We start from the raw sequence: 17,630 nt of genomic DNA on the forward strand, positions 1-17,630 counted from the left end.
ATTTGGGCACCAGACCATGGGCATGAACGCAGCCAGTTCGTCCGGAGGCGGCGGGCGCCGCAGCCGGCGCAAGCCGGTCATGGCCGAGATCAACGTCACGCCGATGGTCGACGTGATGCTGGTGCTGCTCATCATCTTCATGGTGTCGGCGCCGCTGCTCACCGTCGGCGTGCCGCTCGACCTGCCGCAGACCCAGGCCAAGAGCCTCGAGCAAAACGACCAGAAGCCGATCCAGATGTCCGTCGACATCAAGGGCAAGGTGTTCATCGCCGACGCCGAGATCGCGATCAACGAGCTGATCCCGAAGCTGAAGGCGATCACGGACGCGCGTGGCGGGCTCGAGGAGCGCATCTATCTGCGCGCCGACAAGAAGGCGGATTACGGCACGGTGGCCAAGGTCATGGGCCTGCTGTCGGGCGCGGGCTTCAAGAAGCTGGCGCTCGTCACCGAGGCGGATCAGGGATAGACCGGTGAAGGTGAACGTCGACAAGACACTGGTTGCGTCGATTGCTCTCCACGTCCTCGTGCTTGGATGGGGGTTGTTCACCTTTAGCAGTAGGGCTTTCGTGCCGGCAGAAGAGTCACTTCCGGTCGACATCATCTCCACCGATCAGCTCGCGCAGATGATGTCGGGGCAGAAGACCGGCGACAAGAAAGAGCCGAAGCCCAAGGTCGAGAAGATCGCGGAAGCCAAGCCCGAGGAAGACGCCGTCGGCAAGGTCACCGAGAAGAAAGAGCTGATCAAGACCAACTCGACGCCCGAGCCGCCGCCGAAACCCGTCGAGAAGCCGGTCGAGAAGAAGCCCGAGCCGCCGAAGCCGGTGGCCGAGGCAAAGCCCAAGGAAGAACCGAAGCCGCAGGAAAAGAAGCCTGACCCGGCCAAGGAAGATCCGATCGCCGAGCTCCAGAAGAAGCTGGAGACCAAGAAGCCGCCGCCCAAGCCTGTGGAGCAGAAGGTTGCCGCGGTGCAGCCGCAGCAGCAGCCGAAGCCAAAGGAGCGCTCGTTCGATCCTGCGCAGATTCAGCGCAACCTCGACAAGAGAGATCCGACCCGGCACGAGCTCGGCGGCGCGGCACTGAATGCGTCGGCCTCGCTGGGGTCGACGTCGGGGGCGGCCTCCAACAACGTCGCGACGTGGCGGGGCGCGTTCACGAGTGCGGTCCGGCGCTGCTTCACGCCCACCTATAACGGGCAGGACGCCGATCAATACGAAGCCGACATCGATATCCCGATGAAGATTGACGGCTCGCTTGCGTCCGAGCCTGTTATCGTCGAGGTGCGAGGGCCATCCAAGTCGATTGCCCAGGCCGTGGCCGAAAGCGCCAAGCGCGCCATCGTGCAATGTCAGGTCTATTCGTTCATGCCCAAGCAGCAATATGAAGGCTGGAAGAAGATCGAAATGACTTTCGGCCTGAAAGACATGTTGTGACATCCGGACAAAAGAATTTTGCGATGAATGACGCCCGATCGATGAACCGCCGCCGCTTCATGACCCTGACGGGATCGACGCTCGCGATGCTCGGGAGCGGAAGCAGCTTCGCCCAGGGACGAATTCGCCTCGACCCCACCGAGTTTCGTCCGATCCCGATCGCGATCACTAACTTCGTGCCGGGCTCGTCCGCCGACGGCGACGTCAGCAACGGCGTCACCCAGGTCATCACCAACAATCTGAAGCGGTCGGGCCTGTTTGCCCCGGTCGACCAGGCCGCTTTCATCGAGCGCATCAGCAACATCGACGTCGCGCCGCAATTCGAGAACTGGAAGACCCTCAACGCGCAGGCCCTCGTCACCGGCCGCATGACGCGGCAGCAGGACGGCCGCCTCAAGGCCGAATTCCGCCTGTGGGACGTGGTCACCGGCCAGCAGCTGGCGGGACAGCAATATTTCACCTCGCCGGAATATTGGCGTCGCATCGCCCACATTATCTCCGACCAGATCTATGAGAAGTTGACCGGCGAGAAAGGCTATTTCGACAGCCGCGTCGTGTTCGTCGACGAGACCGGGCCGAAGGAACGCCGCGTCAAGAAGCTCGCGATGATGGACCAGGACGGCGCCAATGTGCGCTATCTGACCCGCGGCGCCGACCTCGTGCTGACGCCGCGCTTCTCGCCGAACTCGCAAGAGATCACCTACATGGAGTTCGGGCAGGGCGATCCGAAGGTCTATCTGTTCAACATCGAGACCGGCCAGCGCGAGATCGTCGGCAACTTCCCCGGCATGACTTTTGCGCCGCGCTTCTCGCCGGACGGCCAGCGTGTCATCATGAGTCTGCAGCAGGGCGGCAATTCCAATCTGTTCGTGATGGATCTGCGCTCGCGCTCGACCACGCGCCTCACCGACACGCCGGCGATCGACACGTCTCCGTCCTACTCGCCGGATGGCACCCGAATCTGCTTCGAATCCGATCGCGGCGGCAGGTCGCAGATCTATGTGATGGCGGCGGGCGGCGGACAGGCGCAGCGCATCTCCTTCTCCAAGGACGACACCAACGCCAGCTATTCGACGCCGGTGTGGTCGCCGCGCGGCGACTACATCGCTTTCACCAGGCAGGGCGGCGGGCAGTTTTCGATCGGCGTCATGAAGCCGGACGGCTCCGGCGAGCGGCTGCTGACCTCCGGCTATCACAATGAAGGCCCGACCTTCTCGCCGAACGGCCGCGTGCTGATGTTCTTCCGCGATCCCGGCGGCAGTGGTGGACCGTCGCTGTTCTCCGTCGACATCTCCGGCCGCAACGAGCTCAAGGTGCCGACGCCGGGCTTCGCCTCCGACCCGGCATGGTCGCCGCTGTTGTCCTCGACGGCGGGTCAATAAATCGCGCGTTTGGACGCGCGATGTTTTCGAAAAATCGCGCCGATTTTTTCCGGTTCGGTTGGGAAAGCAAGGTTTCCTTCACCTTGTGCCCGGCAACGCTTGCCTAGTTGCTTGATATTTCAGCGGAAACAGGTTCGCTATTGCCGAAAAACAACTCGACTTTAACGATGTTCCCTCAGAAAGACTTCATCTGGTCTGGGTAAAAGTACGCGCCAAACAGGACGCGTAACAAGCAATGCAGCTGGCCGACCAGAAGCAGAGCGATCGAGACGAGCTGGAGCCCATACTCTACGCCGCTCTCATCAACTCTATGGTTCAGAATTTCTGGGCGATCTTTTTGGGCTCGGCCTCCGCGGCCGTGGCCGCGGTCATGACTGCGCTCAAGACGGGCGATGTCTGGCTGTGGCCGCTCGCGTTCATGCTGATCGCCATCGGCACCGCCCGTGCCTTTCAGATGCGCGGATACGAAAACCGAACGCAGCCACTGTCATTCGACGAGGCCAAGCATCTGGCGCCGCGCTACTGGATCGGCGCGCTCAGCTATGCAGCGGTGCTCGGCATTTGGGCCTTCGTCGTCATCTACAACAACGAGGATCCGGTGGCTGACATGCTCTGTGTCGCCATCGGCATCGGCTATACCGCCGGCGGCGCCGCCCGCAATTACGGCCAGCCCCGGGTGATCCAGTGGCACGTCGCGCTCGCCTGCGGGCCGATGTCACTCGCGCTGCTGCTGCATGGCGGCCTCTATCACATCGGTCTCGCCATCCTGCTCGGGTTCTTCTTCATCGGGCTGAAGAACATCAACCTCAGCCTGCATGCGATCTTCGTCAAGGCGCTGACCTCGAGCTTCCGCGAATCCGCGCTGGCGAGCCAGTTCGACACCGCGCTCAACAACATGCCGCATGGTTTGTGCATGTTTCGCGCCGATGGACGCCTTGCGGTGATGAACCATCGCTTCGGCGAGCTGATGAACCTGCCCGAGGATCTGGTCAAGCGCGGCGCCACCGCCGCCGACATCGTCTCGGCCTGCGTCGCCGCAGGCTCACTCTCGGCGGAGAGCGGCAACCAGGTTCTGGCCGAGATCGAGCATGCGCGGATCTGCGAGATCGTCACCGCCGATCCGGATGCCTCGCGCGGCCGCACGCTGGCCTGGACGTTCCAGCCGATGACCGGCGGCGGCACCGTGCTGCTGCTGGAAGACATCACCGAGCGCACCAACGCCGAAGCCCGCATCAGCCATCTCGCCCGCTATGACGAGCTCACGGCGCTGCCCAACCGGGTCTCGTTCCGCGACGAGATCGAGCGGCTGCTGGCGCAATCGCACCATGCCGAACGGCTCTCCGCGCTGCTGTTCGTCGATCTCGACCAGTTCAAGCAGGTCAACGACACGCTCGGTCATCCCTGCGGCGACCAGCTCTTGTGCGCGGTCGCCAACCGCCTGCGCGAGATGCTGCGGCCTGAGGATTTCGTCGCCCGCTTCGGCGGCGACGAGTTCGTCGTGTTCCAGCAGAACATCAGCGCGCCCGAGGATGCCGCGAGCCTCGCCCGCCGCATCGTCGAACGCCTGAGCGAGCGCTATCGCATCGACAATCACCTCGTCGAGATCGGCGCCAGCGTCGGCATCGCGCTGACCTCGCCGGACAGCGCCAGCGCCGACACGCTGCTCAAGAACGCCGACATGGCGCTGTACCGCGCCAAGGCCGACGGCCGCGGCACCTTCTGCTTCTTCCGCGACGAGATGGCGGCGACCGTCGAGGCCCGCCGCATCCTCGAGCTCGACCTGCGCAAGGCGCTCGCCAACGAGGAGTTCGAGCTGTTCTACCAGCCGCTGGTCAACCTAAAGTCCGGCAAGATCACCACCTGCGAGGCGCTGCTGCGCTGGAATCATCCGGTGCGCGGCACGGTCTCGCCGGTCGACATCATCCCGGTCGCCGAGGACATGGGCCTGATCGTCGATCTCGGCCGCTGGATCCTGCGCCGCGCCTGCATGGAATGCATGAAGTGGCCGGACGGCGTCAGCGTCGCCGTCAACTTCTCGCCGCAGCAATTCCACCAGCGCGACGTGCTCAGCGAAATCCGCTACGCGCTCGAAGTGTCGGGCCTGCCGGCGCATCGCCTCGAGATCGAGATCACCGAATCCTCGCTGCTGCGCAACACCCAGCTCACCCACGACATCCTGTCGCAGTTGCATGCGCTCGGCGTGCGCATCTCGCTGGACGATTTCGGCACCGGCTATTCGAGCCTCAGCTATCTGCACAATTTCCCGATGCAGAAGGTCAAGATCGACCGCTCCTTCCTCGAGGGCATCGATACCGACCGGCCGCTGACGCTGCTCCGCGGCGTCGCGCGGCTGTCGGCCGACCTTGGCATGGCCGTCGTGGTCGAGGGCATCGAGACCAACGAGCAGCTCGAGCTGATCAGCGCCGACGGCACCGTCTCGGAGGCGCAGGGCTATCTGTTCAGCCGTCCGGTGCCCGCCGTGCGGATGCGCCAGCTGCTCAACGCCTCGCATGGACGGCGCGGCGAGAGCCTGCTCCAGGTCGTCGGCTCGCGCTCCTTCGCCTAACGCGCATCACCGGGAATTCCCTGTCGTTTCAGTCTGTTGCTGGGCACCGTAGTCCTACGGGAGGTTAACCCTAACCCTTCGATTGCTTTGCTTCATTGTTAAGAAGCTGTTAATAAATCATCACGCGCGCGGAAGTTGTCCTCGCGCGCGTGGTGAGCGGTGGTGAGTTAAGGAGTTGGAATGCAGTCCTCAGCCAGAGCGATCATTTCGGCTGTTGGACGGGGTGCGGAACTCCTGACCGACGTCGATTATCATCTTGCGGAAACGGCCGCCGAGAAGGAGGAGATCTACAATCTCCGCTACCGCGCCTATCTGCGCGAAGGCGCCGTCAAGGACTCTCCGGAAGCCCGGGTCACCGACCGCTACGACGAACTGCCGAACGCCTGGACCTTCGGCGTCTATCTCCGTGGCCAGCTCTGTAGCTCGGTGCGCATCAGCGTGCTGACCTCCGAATGGCGCGAGTCCACCTCGGCCGACGTCTTCCCCGAAATCCTGCTGCCGCGGCTCGATAGCGGCGAGGTCATGATCGATCCGACCCGCTTCGTCGCCGATCCCGACCAGGTCAAGCGGGTTCCGGAATTGCCCTATCTGACGACCCGGCTCGCCTACATGGCGTGCGAGCATTTCAATGCCGATCTCGGCCTTGCGATCGTGCGTCCCGAGCATCAGGCCTTCTACAAGCGGGTGTTCCTGCACGAGACCATCGCCGAGCCCCGGCTGGTTCCGGGTCTCACCAAACCGTTCGGCCTGATGGCGGCTGACTTCCCGACCTTCCGCAAGAAGGTGTTCGAACGCTATCCGATCATGCGCTCCACCGCCTTCGAGCGGCGGATGCTGTTCGGGCGCGGTGGCCAGCGCCAGGTCCCGCAGCGGCCGGTGCTGGTGGCGGACGCCGCCCTCGCCTGATCGAGGCGCGCATGCCGCGCTCAAGGCGGCTTCTCGGCTTCTCCGGTCTCGGGCCCAAAATTCAAGCAAAGCCAGCGTTTTTGCCGGCTGACGCGGCTTGCCTTCACCCTCGCGCCACATTTACAACCCATTAACCATCACGGTTGCTTTTCGCGTGTTGGGGGCATTTGACCGGCTGAGGCAAGGTTCCGTCAAGGTTGACGGAACGTTCGCTTAACCAACCCCCTGTAGACCGGACAGCAGTGGACGAACGTGAGCGTGGAGGCTCCGGAATGAAATATCCTACGCGTATCCTCCGGGGATTGAAGCTGGCCGCGGTGGTCGCCATCGCGCTGTCGATGGGCGCCTGCGCCAAGCAGAACGCAGCCCTGGACGCCAATGGGAGCGCGGCGACGCCGGGCAGCCAGCAGGATTTCGTGGTGAACGTGGGCGACCGCGTGTTCTTCGAGAGCGACCAGACCGACCTGACCCCGCAAGCCATGGTGACCCTGGAGAAGCAGGCGCAGTGGCTCCAGAACTATCGCCAGTACAACTTCACTGTCGAAGGTCACGCCGACGAGCGCGGCACCCGCGAATACAACATCGCGCTCGGCGCCCGTCGCGCCCAGTCGGTGAAATCGTTCCTGGCCTCGCGCGGCATCGATCCGAACCGCATGCGCACGATCTCCTACGGCAAGGAGCGGCCGGTGGCCGTCTGTAACGACATCTCCTGCTGGTCGCAGAACCGTCGTGCTGTGACCGTACTGAACGCGAGCTCCTGACGCTTCAGTCAGGTCCCTGACGTCCAGTCAGGTGCCGTTCATCTTCTGAAACCGATGATGCTGGCGCCCTCTCGGGCGCCGGTTTCGTTTCAGCGATCTGTGACCGAAACCCCGTGGTGCCAGTCACATTTTTGGCGTAGTGCCTTTCAATGTGTGGCGCGTCGAATGTTCCGTCGCAGACCATTTCGCTTTCGTCGTCAGGGCAAGATGTCATCCAGATCCAAGGTCTTTACCGGCACCGTGGCGATCGCCGCGCTGCTCTCTTTCTGCTCGCCGGTCTTCGCGCAGTCGGACGATGATCCGGAGATGCGGATCGAGCGGCTGGAGAACCAGCTGCGCCAGCTCACCGGCCAGAACGAAGAGCTGCAATACCGCAACCGCCAGCTCGAGGACCGCCTGCGGGCGCTCGAAGGCGGGGCGCCAGCCGCGCCCGGACAGGGCCAGCCCAATGCCGCCGCCATGCCGCCCGCACAAGTCGCGCCGCCTTATCGCCAGCAGCAGCAGGCCGTGCAGCCGAATTACGAGCAGCCGCAGATCGCCGCGCCCGCGCCGATCGTTCAGGAGCAGCCGGCCCCCGGCGCCCCCGGCACGCGCCGCCGCGGCGATTCCTTCGACCCGAGCCAGAACCCGAATGCTCCCGGCGCACCGCGCGCCCTTGGCGGCGGACAGCAGCCGATGCCGGCGGGAGCCGGCGCGCCCGGCGGGCGCAACGCCGGCGAGCCGCTCGATCTTGCCAACACCAGCCCGCACTACCAGCAAGGCGTGCCGCCGGCAGCACAGCCCGGCTATCCGCCGGCCCAGCAGGGGCCGGCCGCGGGCACCGGCCTGACCACCCTGCCGCCCTCGGCGACGCCGCGCGACGAGTTCGACCTCGGCATCGGCTACATGCAGCGCAAGGACTATGCGCTGGCCGAGCAGACCATGAAGAATTTTGCGCAGAAATATCCAAGCGATCCGCTGCTCGGCGACGCCCAATACTGGCTCGGCGAGAGCTACTTCCAGCGCCAGCAATATCGCGATTCCGCGGAAGCCTTCCTCGCCGTCACCACCAAATACGACAAATCGGCCAAGGCGCCCGATGCCCTGCTGCGGCTCGGCCAGTCGCTCGCCGCGCTGAAGGAGAAGGAAGCCGCCTGCGCCGCCTTCGGCGAGGTCGGCCGCAAATATTCGCGCGCCTCCGCCGGCGTCAAAGCTGCGGTCGATCGCGAGCAGAAGCGGGTGAAGTGCTGATCCGCTGACAAAGCGGATGGCGTTGCGCTAAACTGTCGGTCCATTCGCGGACGATTGCAGCGTCATGCCAGACGACGACAATTCACCAATCTCGGCGCGCGCGGCGAAGCAACTCTTCGCCGGGCTCAAAAGCGCACCGGCGCTCGTGCTCGCGGTCTCAGGCGGGCCCGACTCGGTCGCGCTGATGTGGCTCGCCGCGCGCTGGCAGCGCGGCCTCGCACGCGGCCCTCTTCTCACCGTCGTCACAGTCGATCACGGCCTGCGTCCGGAAGCGGCGCGTGAGGCGCGCGAGGTCAAGCGGTTGGCGACCGGGCTCGGATTGACGCACCGGACCCTGCGCTGGCGCGGAGCGAAGCCGAAGACCGGATTGCCGGCAGCGGCGCGCGACGCCCGTTACAGTCTGCTCGCAGAGGCCGCACGCAAGGTGGGCGCGAGCCATGTGCTGACCGCCCACACCCGCGACGATCAGGCCGAGACCCTGCTGATGCGCCTGCTCCGCGGCAGTGGCCTTGCCGGGTTGTCGGCGATGGCGCGCCTCACGGAGCGCGACGGCATCGTGCTGGCGCGTCCGCTGCTCGATGTCCCGAAGTCCCAGCTGATTGCGACGCTCAAGCGGGCCAGAATCGCCTTCGCCGACGACCCCACCAACCGCGACACCGCCTTCACCCGGCCGCGGCTGCGCGCGCTGTTGCCGCAGCTCGCGGCCGAGGGCGGCGATAGCAGGAGCCTTGCGCGGCTCGCGACGCGGTTGTCGCGCGCCAATGCGGCGGTCGAGGTGCTGGTCGATGGCGCCGAGCGCTTCCTCCGTTTGCGGGATCGCGGCGATGCGCCGCAGGCGGGTGGTCGCAGCTTCGAGGCCCAAACCGTCTTCGAGGCCCAAACCTTCTTCGACGCCAAAGCCTTTGCCCTCCTGCCGGAGGAGGTCCGGCTGCGGCTGCTGCTGCGGGCCGTTAATGCCTTCGGCCACGAAGGGCCGGCGGAACTCGGCAAGGTCGAGACCCTCCTGGCCGCGCTCGATCAGGCCATGAACCAGCCAACCACCGCGGGTCCCGGTGCGCCCGCAAATGGCCGTGCGATCTTGAAGCAGACTCTGGCCGGAGCCTTGATCAGCCTAGCCGGGGGGCGTATCCACATCACGCCTGCGCCGGCCCGGCGGTCCCCAAGGGACCTATAAAGGGACGTGAAGGGCGGACCATGACACCGGCCGTTTCCGCTGTACCGCGTCAGGACACCTTAACCAGGCAGGAAAAACCCCGGCCAGGTCGCCATTATTTCAGCGGGAATCGCTCTAAGATGGGATAAATAGTCCCATCCCGTTCCCTTGGCAGCGACCGGGACTGCACCTAAATTGTATGCGTCTAATGATGAGGATTCCTTGGGGATTTCCTCGTATGCCCAAGGATTAGGGCCGCGATCCGCGCGACCACGAAGGAAGATCGATGAACGCCAATCTGCGCAATTTCGCCCTCTGGGTTATCATTGTCTTGCTGCTGTTGGCGTTGTTCACGCTCTTCCAGAATCCGGGCCAGCGCGCCTCCTCGCAGGACATCGCCTTCTCCCAGCTCCTGAGCGAAGTTGACCGCGGCAATGTCCGCGACGTCGTCATCCAAGGGCCGGATATCCACGGGACCTTCACCAACGGCTCGAGCTTCCAGACCTATGCGCCGAGCGATCCGACGCTGGTGAAGCGCCTCTATGACAGCAAGGTTCAGATCACCGCGAAGCCGCCCGGCGACAACGTGCCGTGGTTCGTCTCGCTGCTGGTCTCCTGGCTGCCCTTCATCGCGCTGATCGGCGTCTGGATCTTCCTGTCGCGGCAGATGCAGGGCGGCGCCGGCAAGGCGATGGGCTTCGGCAAGTCGCGCGCCAAAATGCTGACCGAAGCGCATGGCCGCGTCACCTTCGAGGACGTCGCCGGCGTCGACGAAGCCAAGCAGGACCTGCAGGAGATCGTCGAATTCCTGCGCGATCCCGGCAAGTATCAACGGCTCGGCGGACGGATTCCGCGCGGCGTGCTGCTGGTCGGCCCCCCCGGCACCGGCAAGACGCTGATCGCACGCGCGGTCGCGGGCGAAGCCAACGTGCCGTTCTTCACGATCTCGGGTTCGGACTTCGTCGAGATGTTCGTCGGCGTCGGCGCCAGCCGCGTGCGCGACATGTTCGAGCAGGCCAAGAAGAACGCGCCCTGCATCATCTTCATCGACGAAATCGACGCGGTCGGTCGTCATCGCGGCGCCGGTCTCGGCGGCGGCAACGACGAGCGCGAGCAGACGCTGAACCAGCTGCTGGTCGAGATGGACGGCTTCGAGGCCAACGAGGGCGTGATCCTGATCGCCGCGACCAACCGTCCTGATGTGCTCGATCCCGCGCTGCTGCGTCCCGGCCGCTTCGACCGTCAGGTCGTGGTGCCGAACCCCGACGTCGTCGGCCGCGAGCAGATCCTCAAGGTTCACGTCCGCAAGGTGCCGCTGGCGCCGGATATCAACCTCAAGACCATCGCACGCGGCACGCCCGGCTTCTCCGGCGCCGACCTGATGAACCTCGTCAACGAAGCCGCACTGACCGCCGCCCGCCGTAACAAGCGCATGGTGACCCAGTCCGAGTTCGAGGAAGCAAAAGACAAGGTGATGATGGGCGCCGAGCGCAAGTCGCTGGTGATGACCGAAGAAGAGAAGATGCTGACGGCCTATCACGAGGGCGGCCACGCCATCGTCGGCCTCAACGTCGTCGCGACCGATCCGATCCACAAGGCGACGATCATTCCGCGCGGCCGTGCGCTCGGCATGGTGATGCAGCTGCCCGAGCGCGACAAGCTGTCGATGTCGCTCGAGCAAATGACGTCGCGCCTGGCCATCATGATGGGTGGACGTGTCGCGGAAGAACTGATCTTCGGCCGTGAAAAGGTGACTTCGGGCGCGTCGTCCGACATCGAGCAGGCGACGCGGCTGGCGCGCATGATGGTGACGCGCTGGGGTCTTTCCGAGTCGCTCGGCACCGTGTCCTATGGCGAAAACCAGGACGAGGTTTTCTTAGGGATGTCGGTGTCGCGCACCCAGAACGCGTCGGAAGCAACGGTTCAGAAGATCGACACTGAGATCCGCCGTTTCGTCGAAGAGGGCTACAAGGAAGCGACGCGTATTCTCACCGAGAAGCGCGCGGACCTCGAAGCTCTCGCCAAGGGTCTGCTCGAGTTCGAGACGCTCTCCGGCGACGAGATCATCGACCTGCTCAAGGGCAAGAAGCCGAATCGCGAATCCGTGCTCGAGCCGACCACGCCGCGCGCTTCCGCGGTGCCCCCGGCCGGCAAGTCGCCGCGTCCGCGGCCCGATGCCGATCCCGGCCTGGAGCCGCAGCCGCAGGCGTAACCGCCCGCGTCTCATGGCCGGCTATTCCGGCAAACCGTTAGTGCAAAAGCTCGGCATCAAGCCGGGCTTTTGTATTTTTGTGGATGGTCTCTCCGTTGCCTATGGCGACATTGTTGGTGAGTTGCCTGATGGCGTCAGTCTCGCAAAGACCGCCAAGGCGCCGCTCGACATGGTGCATGTCTTCGCGGCCGAGGCCAAAGGCCTCGCTGCAAAACTGCGCAGCTACCGCAAGACGATCGCGCCCGACGGAATGATCTGGGCGTCATGGCCGAAGAAGGCGTCTGGCATCGTGACCGACGTGACGGAGACGCTGGTGCGCGAGACCGCGCTTGCCAACGGCCTCGTCGATATCAAGGTCTGCGCCGTCAACGAGGTCTGGTCCGGCCTGAAGCTCGTGATCCCCGTCAAGGACCGCGTCAAGGCGGCGAAGTAGCACCGGCTTCGTAGAGTGGGTAAAGCATAGCGCGCCCACCATTCAACAGCGCGTCCGGGACCCGAGAGGAAAGCGCGCCGGTGCCGCAAACTCCGTCATTGCGAGCGCAGCGAAGCAATCCAGAAATGTATCTGCGGAGGCAGTCTGGATTGCTTCGTCGCTGCGCTCCTCGCAATGACGACGTTGATGGAGTTGCTCCCGAAACCCCGGTCTCGTGCCCCGGACGCAACGCAGCGCCCCTCGGCGGTGCGCTGCAGAGCCGGGGCCCATGTCTCCGCATCCTATTGTGTGGCTTTCTGGGTCCCGGCTCTGCGCAGCAACGCCAAGAGCGTTGCAGCGCGTCCGGGACAGGCACCGTGCCTTTGTTACTTCGCCCCTGCTCCCGACCTCTTACCGCCACGCTCCAGAAAACGCAGCACATCATCATTGAACTGCTCCGGGTCCTGCAGGAACGAGAAGTGACTGACCTCAGGCTGGATCAAGAGGCCCGCGCCCGGAATGCTCGCCGCCATGAACTCGGTGTTCTCGCGCTTGATCGCCTCGTCGTGGTCGCCGTCGACGATCCAGGTCGGGACTTTGATCGCGGCGAGGTCGGAGGCCGTCCATTTCGGTTGGCTCTCCCACATCCTGGTGATGTCAGCGACAAAACCCTGGTACTCTGTCGGCGTCGGCGAGAGCCGCTTGTACTCCTTGCCGGCTCTCGCGATGTAAGCGTTGAAGACGTCGCTTGACGCAATATCGGCAACGCCTGACGGATCCGAGTTGGCCGCGAAGGCGAACAGTCTGCTCACCCGCTCCGGGTGCTTCATCGCGATGTCGAGGCCGATGATCGCGCCATCGCTCCAGCCGACGATCGCCGCCTTCTTGATCTCCAAGTGATCGAGCAGCCCGATCACGTCCGAAGCCATCAGATCGTAGCCATAGGGCTCCCCATTGCGGCTGCTGTGCCCATGCCCGCGGCTCTCCATGACGATGACCTGATAGTGCCGTTGCAGCGCACGGACCTGATGACCCCAGTAGTTGGCGTTGGCGAGGCCGCCATGCAGCAACAGCACGGGCTCGCCGCGGCCGAACATGGCGTACCAGATCTTCACGCCGTTGACGGGGGCGAGGCCGCTTTGCGTCGCCTTGGGTAATGTCGGCGTCGGCGGCAGGTTCAGCCATTGCGGCGCCGCATGCGCGGTGTTGATTGAAATCGTGACGAGACACGCGACGAAGAGATTGCGAAGCAGCATGACGCGCCTTTCTGTCCGACAAACCCCTCCGCCATAATGATTGGAGTTCGCCGCGATGTCATGGCATGTTGTCCTCAAATAAAGGTGCGGCCCGACCGCATCAATATCAGGGGAGGGAAGGGCGATGCGCTTTGCGACGGCATTGGGCGCGCTTGGCGCCGTTTCATTTGTAACATTGTCGAGTGCTTCCATTGCAGCCGAGATGCGCGGCGTCACCGCGACCGAAATCAGGATCGGCCAGACCATGCCGTACAGTGGCCCGGTGTCGGCCTTCGGTGCGCTCGGCAAGGGCGAGGTCGGCTATTTCAAGATGCTGAACGAGAAAGGCGGCATCAACGGCCGCAAGGTCAACCTGATCTCGCTCGACGACAGCTACGCGCCGCCGAAATCGGTCGAGCAGACCCGCAGGCTGGTGGAGAGCGACGAGGTCGCGCTGATCTTCTCTTCGATTGGCACCGCCCACAACACGGCGATCGCAAAATATCTCCAGTCCAGGAACGTGCCGCAGCTCTTCATCGGCTCCGGCGCCTCGAAATTCGCCGACATCGCGCAATATCCGCAGGCGACGATGGGCGTGCAGGCGCCGTTCCGTTACGAGGCGCGGCTCTATGCGCGCTACGCACTGGCGAAGAACCCGAACGCGAAATTCGCCGTGATCTCGCAGAACGACGATTACGGCCGCGACTATCTCGCCGGTCTCAAGGACGTGCTCGGCGAGAAATACGATAGCGTCGTGACAGGCGCGACCTACGAGATCCAGGATCCCACCATCGATTCCCAGATCGTGAAGTTGAAAGCGTCAGGCGCCGATGTGTTCGTGATCGCGGCGACACCGAAATTTGCAGCCCAAGCGATCCGCAAATCCTTCGAGATCAACTGGCGTCCGATGACGTTCCTGTCCAACGTCGCAGTGTGGGTCTCGACCGTGATGGAGCCCGCAGGGCTTGAAGCCGGCACCGGCATCATCTCGACCGCCTATGTGAAGGACCCCGACGATCCCGCCTGGAAGGACGATGCGGGTGTGAAGGGCTGGCGCGAGTTCATGACGAAGTATGTGCCGGAGGCAGACCAGCACGACACCAACTACGTCAATTCCTACAACAGCGCGATGGCGCTGGAAGCGGTGCTGAAGGCCTGCGGCGACGACCTCTCGACCGAGAACATTTTGAAGCAGGCCTACGCCATCCGCGATCTCGAATTGCCGATGCTGCTGCCGGGCATCAAGGTCAATACTGGCACGACCGACCACGTCCCGGTCGACCAGATGCAGTTCATGCGCTTCAACGGCAAGAGCTGGGAACGCTTTGGCGAGTTGCAGACGGGGAATTGATTGCCGGACGGGGAGCCGCGCTCGCAATGACAAGGGTTTGCGGCGATGGCTCGCGTCCTCTCGTGTCCCGGACGCGCTGCAACGCGTGAGCGTTGCTGCGCAGAGCCGGGACCCAGAAGGCCATGCAGGCCGCTGTGTGGGCCCCGGCTCTGCAGCGCACCGTCGAAGGGACGCTGCGCTGCGTCCGGGGCACGAGACCTCGCTGCCGATCTCTACGCACGCGGCGTTGGTGCATCATCCGCCGCATTCCCCAAACAAACGACTCTTTCCGGATTTGAACGACCGGATTGCGCTGATGGACAGTCCATGCGCGCAACGAGCTTGTCCCGCACACCGTGTCGATCCACTTCCTGCCGCACCGGCCGCACGTTGCACCGGGCCCATGATGGAGATCGACCATGACTGGACTTAGAACTCTCGCTGCCGCGGCTTTGTTGTCGGCCCTGACTGCAACCACCGCTTACGCCCAATCCGGCTTTGCGAGCAGCCATCCGGGTGCGTACGAGGCGGAGAACCCCGATCGCAACCTGAATGGCACGCTGACGCCGGCCGGTCGGCTCGGCCTCGAATTGCCGGATGGCGCAGCGCCTGTGCAAGGCGTGGACAACGCCCTGGCCCGCGCGGATGACGCTATGTCGCGGTCCTGCTCCGAGCGCTATCGTTCCTTCGATCCGGCAACGGGTACCTATCTCGGTCTGGACGGCAGCCGCCATCCTTGCAGGTAACGAGACGCGCCTGCAGCTCCGACGAAAGTGCGTTCCCTCCCCCCTTGCGGGGGAGGGCCAGGGAGAGGGTTAGCCCAGGAAAAGGTGCAGATCGTCGATGCACCGAAAGCCGCGTCCTTACTTCGACGTCGCCGCCGCCCCGTCCGCGCTGTCCCGCACATGGATCACCGCGATATCATCCGTATAGATTCGCTTCCAGCCCTTGAGGTGATCGAGGATCTGGGGACCCGGAGAATCCGCTCCCAGCAGCGTTGCGTCGATCTTGTGCTCGTCGAGCAGGCCGGGGAGCAGCGCGGGCTTGCGTCCCTCGGTCGCGTTGAAGAAGTCCATCACGAATTTTTCGCCATAGAGCTCGGCGCGGCCGTCGACGAAGACCGGGATGTCGCGCGCGATCAGATAGCCGCCGAATTTGTAGGCGTTGAAGATGCGCTGCGCCCCACGCTTCTCGAGCAGGTCGAGCGCCGCCACCGGCGTCTGGTCCATCGTGAAGTTGAAGCGATGATGCGACATGAAGAGCGAGGTCGAGGTCCAGGCCGCGGCCACGATCATCAGCGCGCCCGTTGCGGTCACGTAGCGGGCGGGCCAGTTCGCCTCGCCTTGTGCATCCGGCTGCTGCAGCGGGAATCTTTCGCCAAGCGGCTTGGCCAGCGCCAGCGGCACCAGGAAAGCGAAGGCCTCGATGCTCCTGACATGGCTGAGCGCCATCCAGGTCAGCAGCAGGATCAGCAGTATGCGCGGTGGCGACAGCGTCAGGCCGCGATAGAGCCCGAGCGCGATCAGGCCGAACAGCGCGCCTTCGAACGCGTTGAAGGATGCAAAATTCACCGGCGACCATTCGGAAATCACCGTCAGCAGCTCGCCGAGATTGAGGATGTTGGTCGCACCCAGCAAAGTGCGCCAGCCATAGGGCGTGGCGCAGCACGCGGCCAGCGCCGCGACACCGAACAGGAACCAGCGCAGCAGCAGCCGGACCTGTTTGTCGGATTCGAGGCCCCACAGCGCCACGAACGCCATCGGGCCGATCAGCGCGAGGCCCAGCACGAAGCCGCCATGTAAATTCGCCCAGAGCGACATCAGCGGCAGAAAGGTCCATGACGGCGTGCCCCTGCGATCGGCAGCAGCCATCAGCATGCCGACCCACGCGACCATCACGGGCAACGCCAAGATATGCGGCCGCGCCAGGATGTGATGCAACGACAGCACGACGGCGAGCATCGCGAACAGCATTGAGCGCGGCATCTCCAGATGCGCGTCGAGCAGGTCGACGAGGATCGCCGCCGACAATGCGACCGCGAGCGCGGTGAGGATCACCGGGCCGGCCCAGCTCCATTGCGTATAGGAGAGAGCGAACGCGACCTGCGACAACCACGAGGTCGAAACCCAGGGCGCACCCGGCCGCGTGAAGGAATAGAAGTCGGTATAGGGAAGGGCGTGGTGATCGAGGATCCATTGCCCGATCTTGATCTGCCAGAACGAGTCGGAGTCCTGAAGCAAGGTGTCGCCGACATAGAGGAAGAAGAGATAGGCGCCCGCACCGACGCAGAGCGGCACCAGCGCTCGCGCGCGGCTCTGCACCGCGATGCTATTGGCAAAGGAGAGGGACATGCCGCCTCGTCGTCCTGCTTGTTCTTGTCGGTTGGCGGGCTGCATCAGACCATAGCGGTCATAACTTCGAGTAAATCGGCGGGCGAGAGCGTTTTCGAGCGAAGTGGATGCCGGTTCGCGCCAGGAAAACGCGACAAAACAAAAATCCAGAGCCCGGTTCCGATGATCGGAACGGGGCTCTGGTTGCTGTGTGATGTCCCGACAATTTAACGGATTGTTTTTAATTTCGGTTTACCATCGCCGAATACACGCAAACCGCTCGGTGTTTACGCAGTCGAATTAACTGCGGCGCAATTCTTTGCAACTACGTTCGGTTCCATGGTCGGGCGGCGCTGGGAAGCCGAAAAGACCAGATCAGTTGTAGCCTCGTGTACCTTTTTGGAGCAGTCATGAAGAACCTCGTTGCGCGTTTCCTGAACGATGAATCCGGCGCCACCGCCATCGAATACGGCCTGATCGCCGCCGGCATCGCGCTGGCGATCATCACCGTCGTCAACAACCTCGGCAGCACGCTGAACACCAAGTTCGGCTCGATCTCGGCCAGCCTCAAGTAAGAGCTGACGAAGCCAGAGTTTAAAGAGCCCCGTCCTCCGACGGGGCTCTTTTCGTTTGGGCGGCGGGTTTGCGAAAAATCTGCTGCGATCCTCGCGATGAGAACCCGT

Annotated in this window: 15 protein-coding genes; 13 read left to right on the forward strand and 2 right to left on the reverse strand. The window is 63.9% G+C overall.

All coding sequences use genetic code 11. The features are described from left to right. Positions 1-16 precede the first annotated feature (16 nt). The 10 genes from tolR (at position 17) to BMW89_RS33455 (ending at position 12,073) form a co-directional block, all read left to right on the forward strand. Positions 17-466, forward strand: a complete 450-nt coding sequence (gene tolR / locus BMW89_RS33410) for a protein TolR (RefSeq protein ID WP_092034587.1) — start codon at positions 17-19, stop codon at positions 464-466. Between the two features lie 4 nt (positions 467-470). Then, positions 471-1,430 (forward strand): cell envelope integrity protein TolA, encoded by a 960-nt coding sequence (tolA, locus tag BMW89_RS33415; RefSeq protein ID WP_092034588.1) that lies wholly within the window; start codon positions 471-473, stop codon positions 1,428-1,430. 41 nt (positions 1,431-1,471) lie between these two features. Continuing rightward, the gene (tolB, locus tag BMW89_RS33420; RefSeq protein ID WP_092034667.1) at positions 1,472-2,812 is read left to right on the forward strand and encodes a Tol-Pal system beta propeller repeat protein TolB; all 1,341 of its coding nucleotides are present in this window, start codon (positions 1,472-1,474) and stop codon (positions 2,810-2,812) included. Positions 2,813-3,047: 235 nt separating this feature from the next. Then, positions 3,048-5,378 (forward strand): putative bifunctional diguanylate cyclase/phosphodiesterase, encoded by a 2,331-nt coding sequence (locus tag BMW89_RS33425; protein ID WP_092034589.1) that lies wholly within the window; start codon positions 3,048-3,050, stop codon positions 5,376-5,378. 180 nt (positions 5,379-5,558) lie between these two features. Further along, positions 5,559-6,284, forward strand: a complete 726-nt coding sequence (locus tag BMW89_RS33430) for an N-acyl amino acid synthase FeeM domain-containing protein (protein WP_092034590.1) — start codon at positions 5,559-5,561, stop codon at positions 6,282-6,284. A gap of 272 nt (positions 6,285-6,556) precedes the next feature. Then, on the forward strand, positions 6,557-7,045 hold the full coding sequence (gene pal / locus BMW89_RS33435) for a peptidoglycan-associated lipoprotein Pal (RefSeq protein WP_092034591.1): 489 nt from the start codon (positions 6,557-6,559) through the stop codon (positions 7,043-7,045). 207 nt (positions 7,046-7,252) lie between these two features. Beyond that, positions 7,253-8,275 (forward strand): tol-pal system protein YbgF, encoded by a 1,023-nt coding sequence (gene ybgF, locus BMW89_RS33440; RefSeq protein WP_177196506.1) that lies wholly within the window; start codon positions 7,253-7,255, stop codon positions 8,273-8,275. Positions 8,276-8,339: 64 nt separating this feature from the next. Continuing rightward, positions 8,340-9,449, forward strand: a complete 1,110-nt coding sequence (gene tilS / locus BMW89_RS33445; protein WP_092034592.1) for a tRNA lysidine(34) synthetase TilS — start codon at positions 8,340-8,342, stop codon at positions 9,447-9,449. 265 nt (positions 9,450-9,714) lie between these two features. Next, on the forward strand, positions 9,715-11,640 hold the full coding sequence (ftsH, locus tag BMW89_RS33450) for an ATP-dependent zinc metalloprotease FtsH (RefSeq protein WP_092034593.1): 1,926 nt from the start codon (positions 9,715-9,717) through the stop codon (positions 11,638-11,640). Positions 11,641-11,680: 40 nt separating this feature from the next. Further along, positions 11,681-12,073 carry a DUF3052 domain-containing protein gene (locus tag BMW89_RS33455; RefSeq protein WP_244547754.1) on the forward strand — a complete coding sequence of 131 codons (393 nt, stop codon included), beginning with the start codon at positions 11,681-11,683 and terminating at the stop codon, positions 12,071-12,073. A 365-nt stretch (positions 12,074-12,438) separates the two neighbouring features. On the opposite strand, the gene BMW89_RS33460 is transcribed toward BMW89_RS33455, so the two are convergent. Further along, positions 12,439-13,308, reverse strand: coding sequence for an alpha/beta fold hydrolase (locus tag BMW89_RS33460; protein ID WP_177196507.1), 870 nt, complete (start codon positions 13,306-13,308; stop codon positions 12,439-12,441). A 124-nt stretch (positions 13,309-13,432) separates the two neighbouring features. Between BMW89_RS33460 and BMW89_RS33465 the strand changes: the two genes are divergently transcribed. Both BMW89_RS33465 and BMW89_RS33470 read left to right on the forward strand, forming a co-directional pair. Beyond that, positions 13,433-14,638 (forward strand): ABC transporter substrate-binding protein, encoded by a 1,206-nt coding sequence (locus tag BMW89_RS33465; RefSeq protein ID WP_092034595.1) that lies wholly within the window; start codon positions 13,433-13,435, stop codon positions 14,636-14,638. 398 nt (positions 14,639-15,036) lie between these two features. After that, a complete protein-coding gene (locus BMW89_RS33470; RefSeq protein WP_092034596.1) occupies positions 15,037-15,363 on the forward strand; it encodes a BA14K family protein in 327 nt (108 codons plus the stop codon). Between the two features lie 117 nt (positions 15,364-15,480). Here the strand turns inward: BMW89_RS33470 and BMW89_RS33475 are convergent, their stop codons facing one another. After that, positions 15,481-16,968, reverse strand: coding sequence for a hypothetical protein (locus tag BMW89_RS33475; protein ID WP_092034597.1), 1,488 nt, complete (start codon positions 16,966-16,968; stop codon positions 15,481-15,483). Positions 16,969-17,357: 389 nt separating this feature from the next. On the opposite strand from BMW89_RS33475, the gene BMW89_RS33480 reads away from it, so the two are divergent. Continuing rightward, positions 17,358-17,522 carry a Flp family type IVb pilin gene (locus BMW89_RS33480; RefSeq protein WP_092034598.1) on the forward strand — a complete coding sequence of 55 codons (165 nt, stop codon included), beginning with the start codon at positions 17,358-17,360 and terminating at the stop codon, positions 17,520-17,522. The last annotated feature ends 108 nt before the right edge of the window (positions 17,523-17,630 follow it).

Source organism: Bradyrhizobium sp. OK095 (assembly GCF_900109945.1).
In the GTDB taxonomy this organism is placed as follows: Bacteria; Pseudomonadota; Alphaproteobacteria; order Rhizobiales; family Xanthobacteraceae; genus Bradyrhizobium.

Bases quoted from the DNA above. Each gene is read 5' to 3' on its own strand.
- tolR (WP_092034587.1), top strand. From the start codon at position 17: ATGGGCATGAACGCAGCCAGTTCGTCCGGAGGCGGCGGGCGCCGCAGC.
- tolB (WP_092034667.1), top strand. From the start codon at position 1,472: ATGAACCGCCGCCGCTTCATGACCCTGACGGGATCGACGCTCGCGATG.
- BMW89_RS33425 (WP_092034589.1), top strand. From the start codon at position 3,048: ATGCAGCTGGCCGACCAGAAGCAGAGCGATCGAGACGAGCTGGAGCCC.
- BMW89_RS33430 (WP_092034590.1), top strand. From the start codon at position 5,559: ATGCAGTCCTCAGCCAGAGCGATCATTTCGGCTGTTGGACGGGGTGCG.
- pal (WP_092034591.1), top strand. From the start codon at position 6,557: ATGAAATATCCTACGCGTATCCTCCGGGGATTGAAGCTGGCCGCGGTG.
- ybgF (WP_177196506.1), top strand. From the start codon at position 7,253: ATGTCATCCAGATCCAAGGTCTTTACCGGCACCGTGGCGATCGCCGCG.
- tilS (WP_092034592.1), top strand. From the start codon at position 8,340: ATGCCAGACGACGACAATTCACCAATCTCGGCGCGCGCGGCGAAGCAA.
- ftsH (WP_092034593.1), top strand. From the start codon at position 9,715: ATGAACGCCAATCTGCGCAATTTCGCCCTCTGGGTTATCATTGTCTTG.
- BMW89_RS33460 (WP_177196507.1), bottom strand. From the start codon at position 13,308: ATGCTGCTTCGCAATCTCTTCGTCGCGTGTCTCGTCACGATTTCAATC.
- BMW89_RS33465 (WP_092034595.1), top strand. From the start codon at position 13,433: ATGCGCTTTGCGACGGCATTGGGCGCGCTTGGCGCCGTTTCATTTGTA.
- BMW89_RS33470 (WP_092034596.1), top strand. From the start codon at position 15,037: ATGACTGGACTTAGAACTCTCGCTGCCGCGGCTTTGTTGTCGGCCCTG.
- BMW89_RS33475 (WP_092034597.1), bottom strand. From the start codon at position 16,968: ATGTCCCTCTCCTTTGCCAATAGCATCGCGGTGCAGAGCCGCGCGCGA.
- BMW89_RS33480 (WP_092034598.1), top strand. From the start codon at position 17,358: ATGAAGAACCTCGTTGCGCGTTTCCTGAACGATGAATCCGGCGCCACC.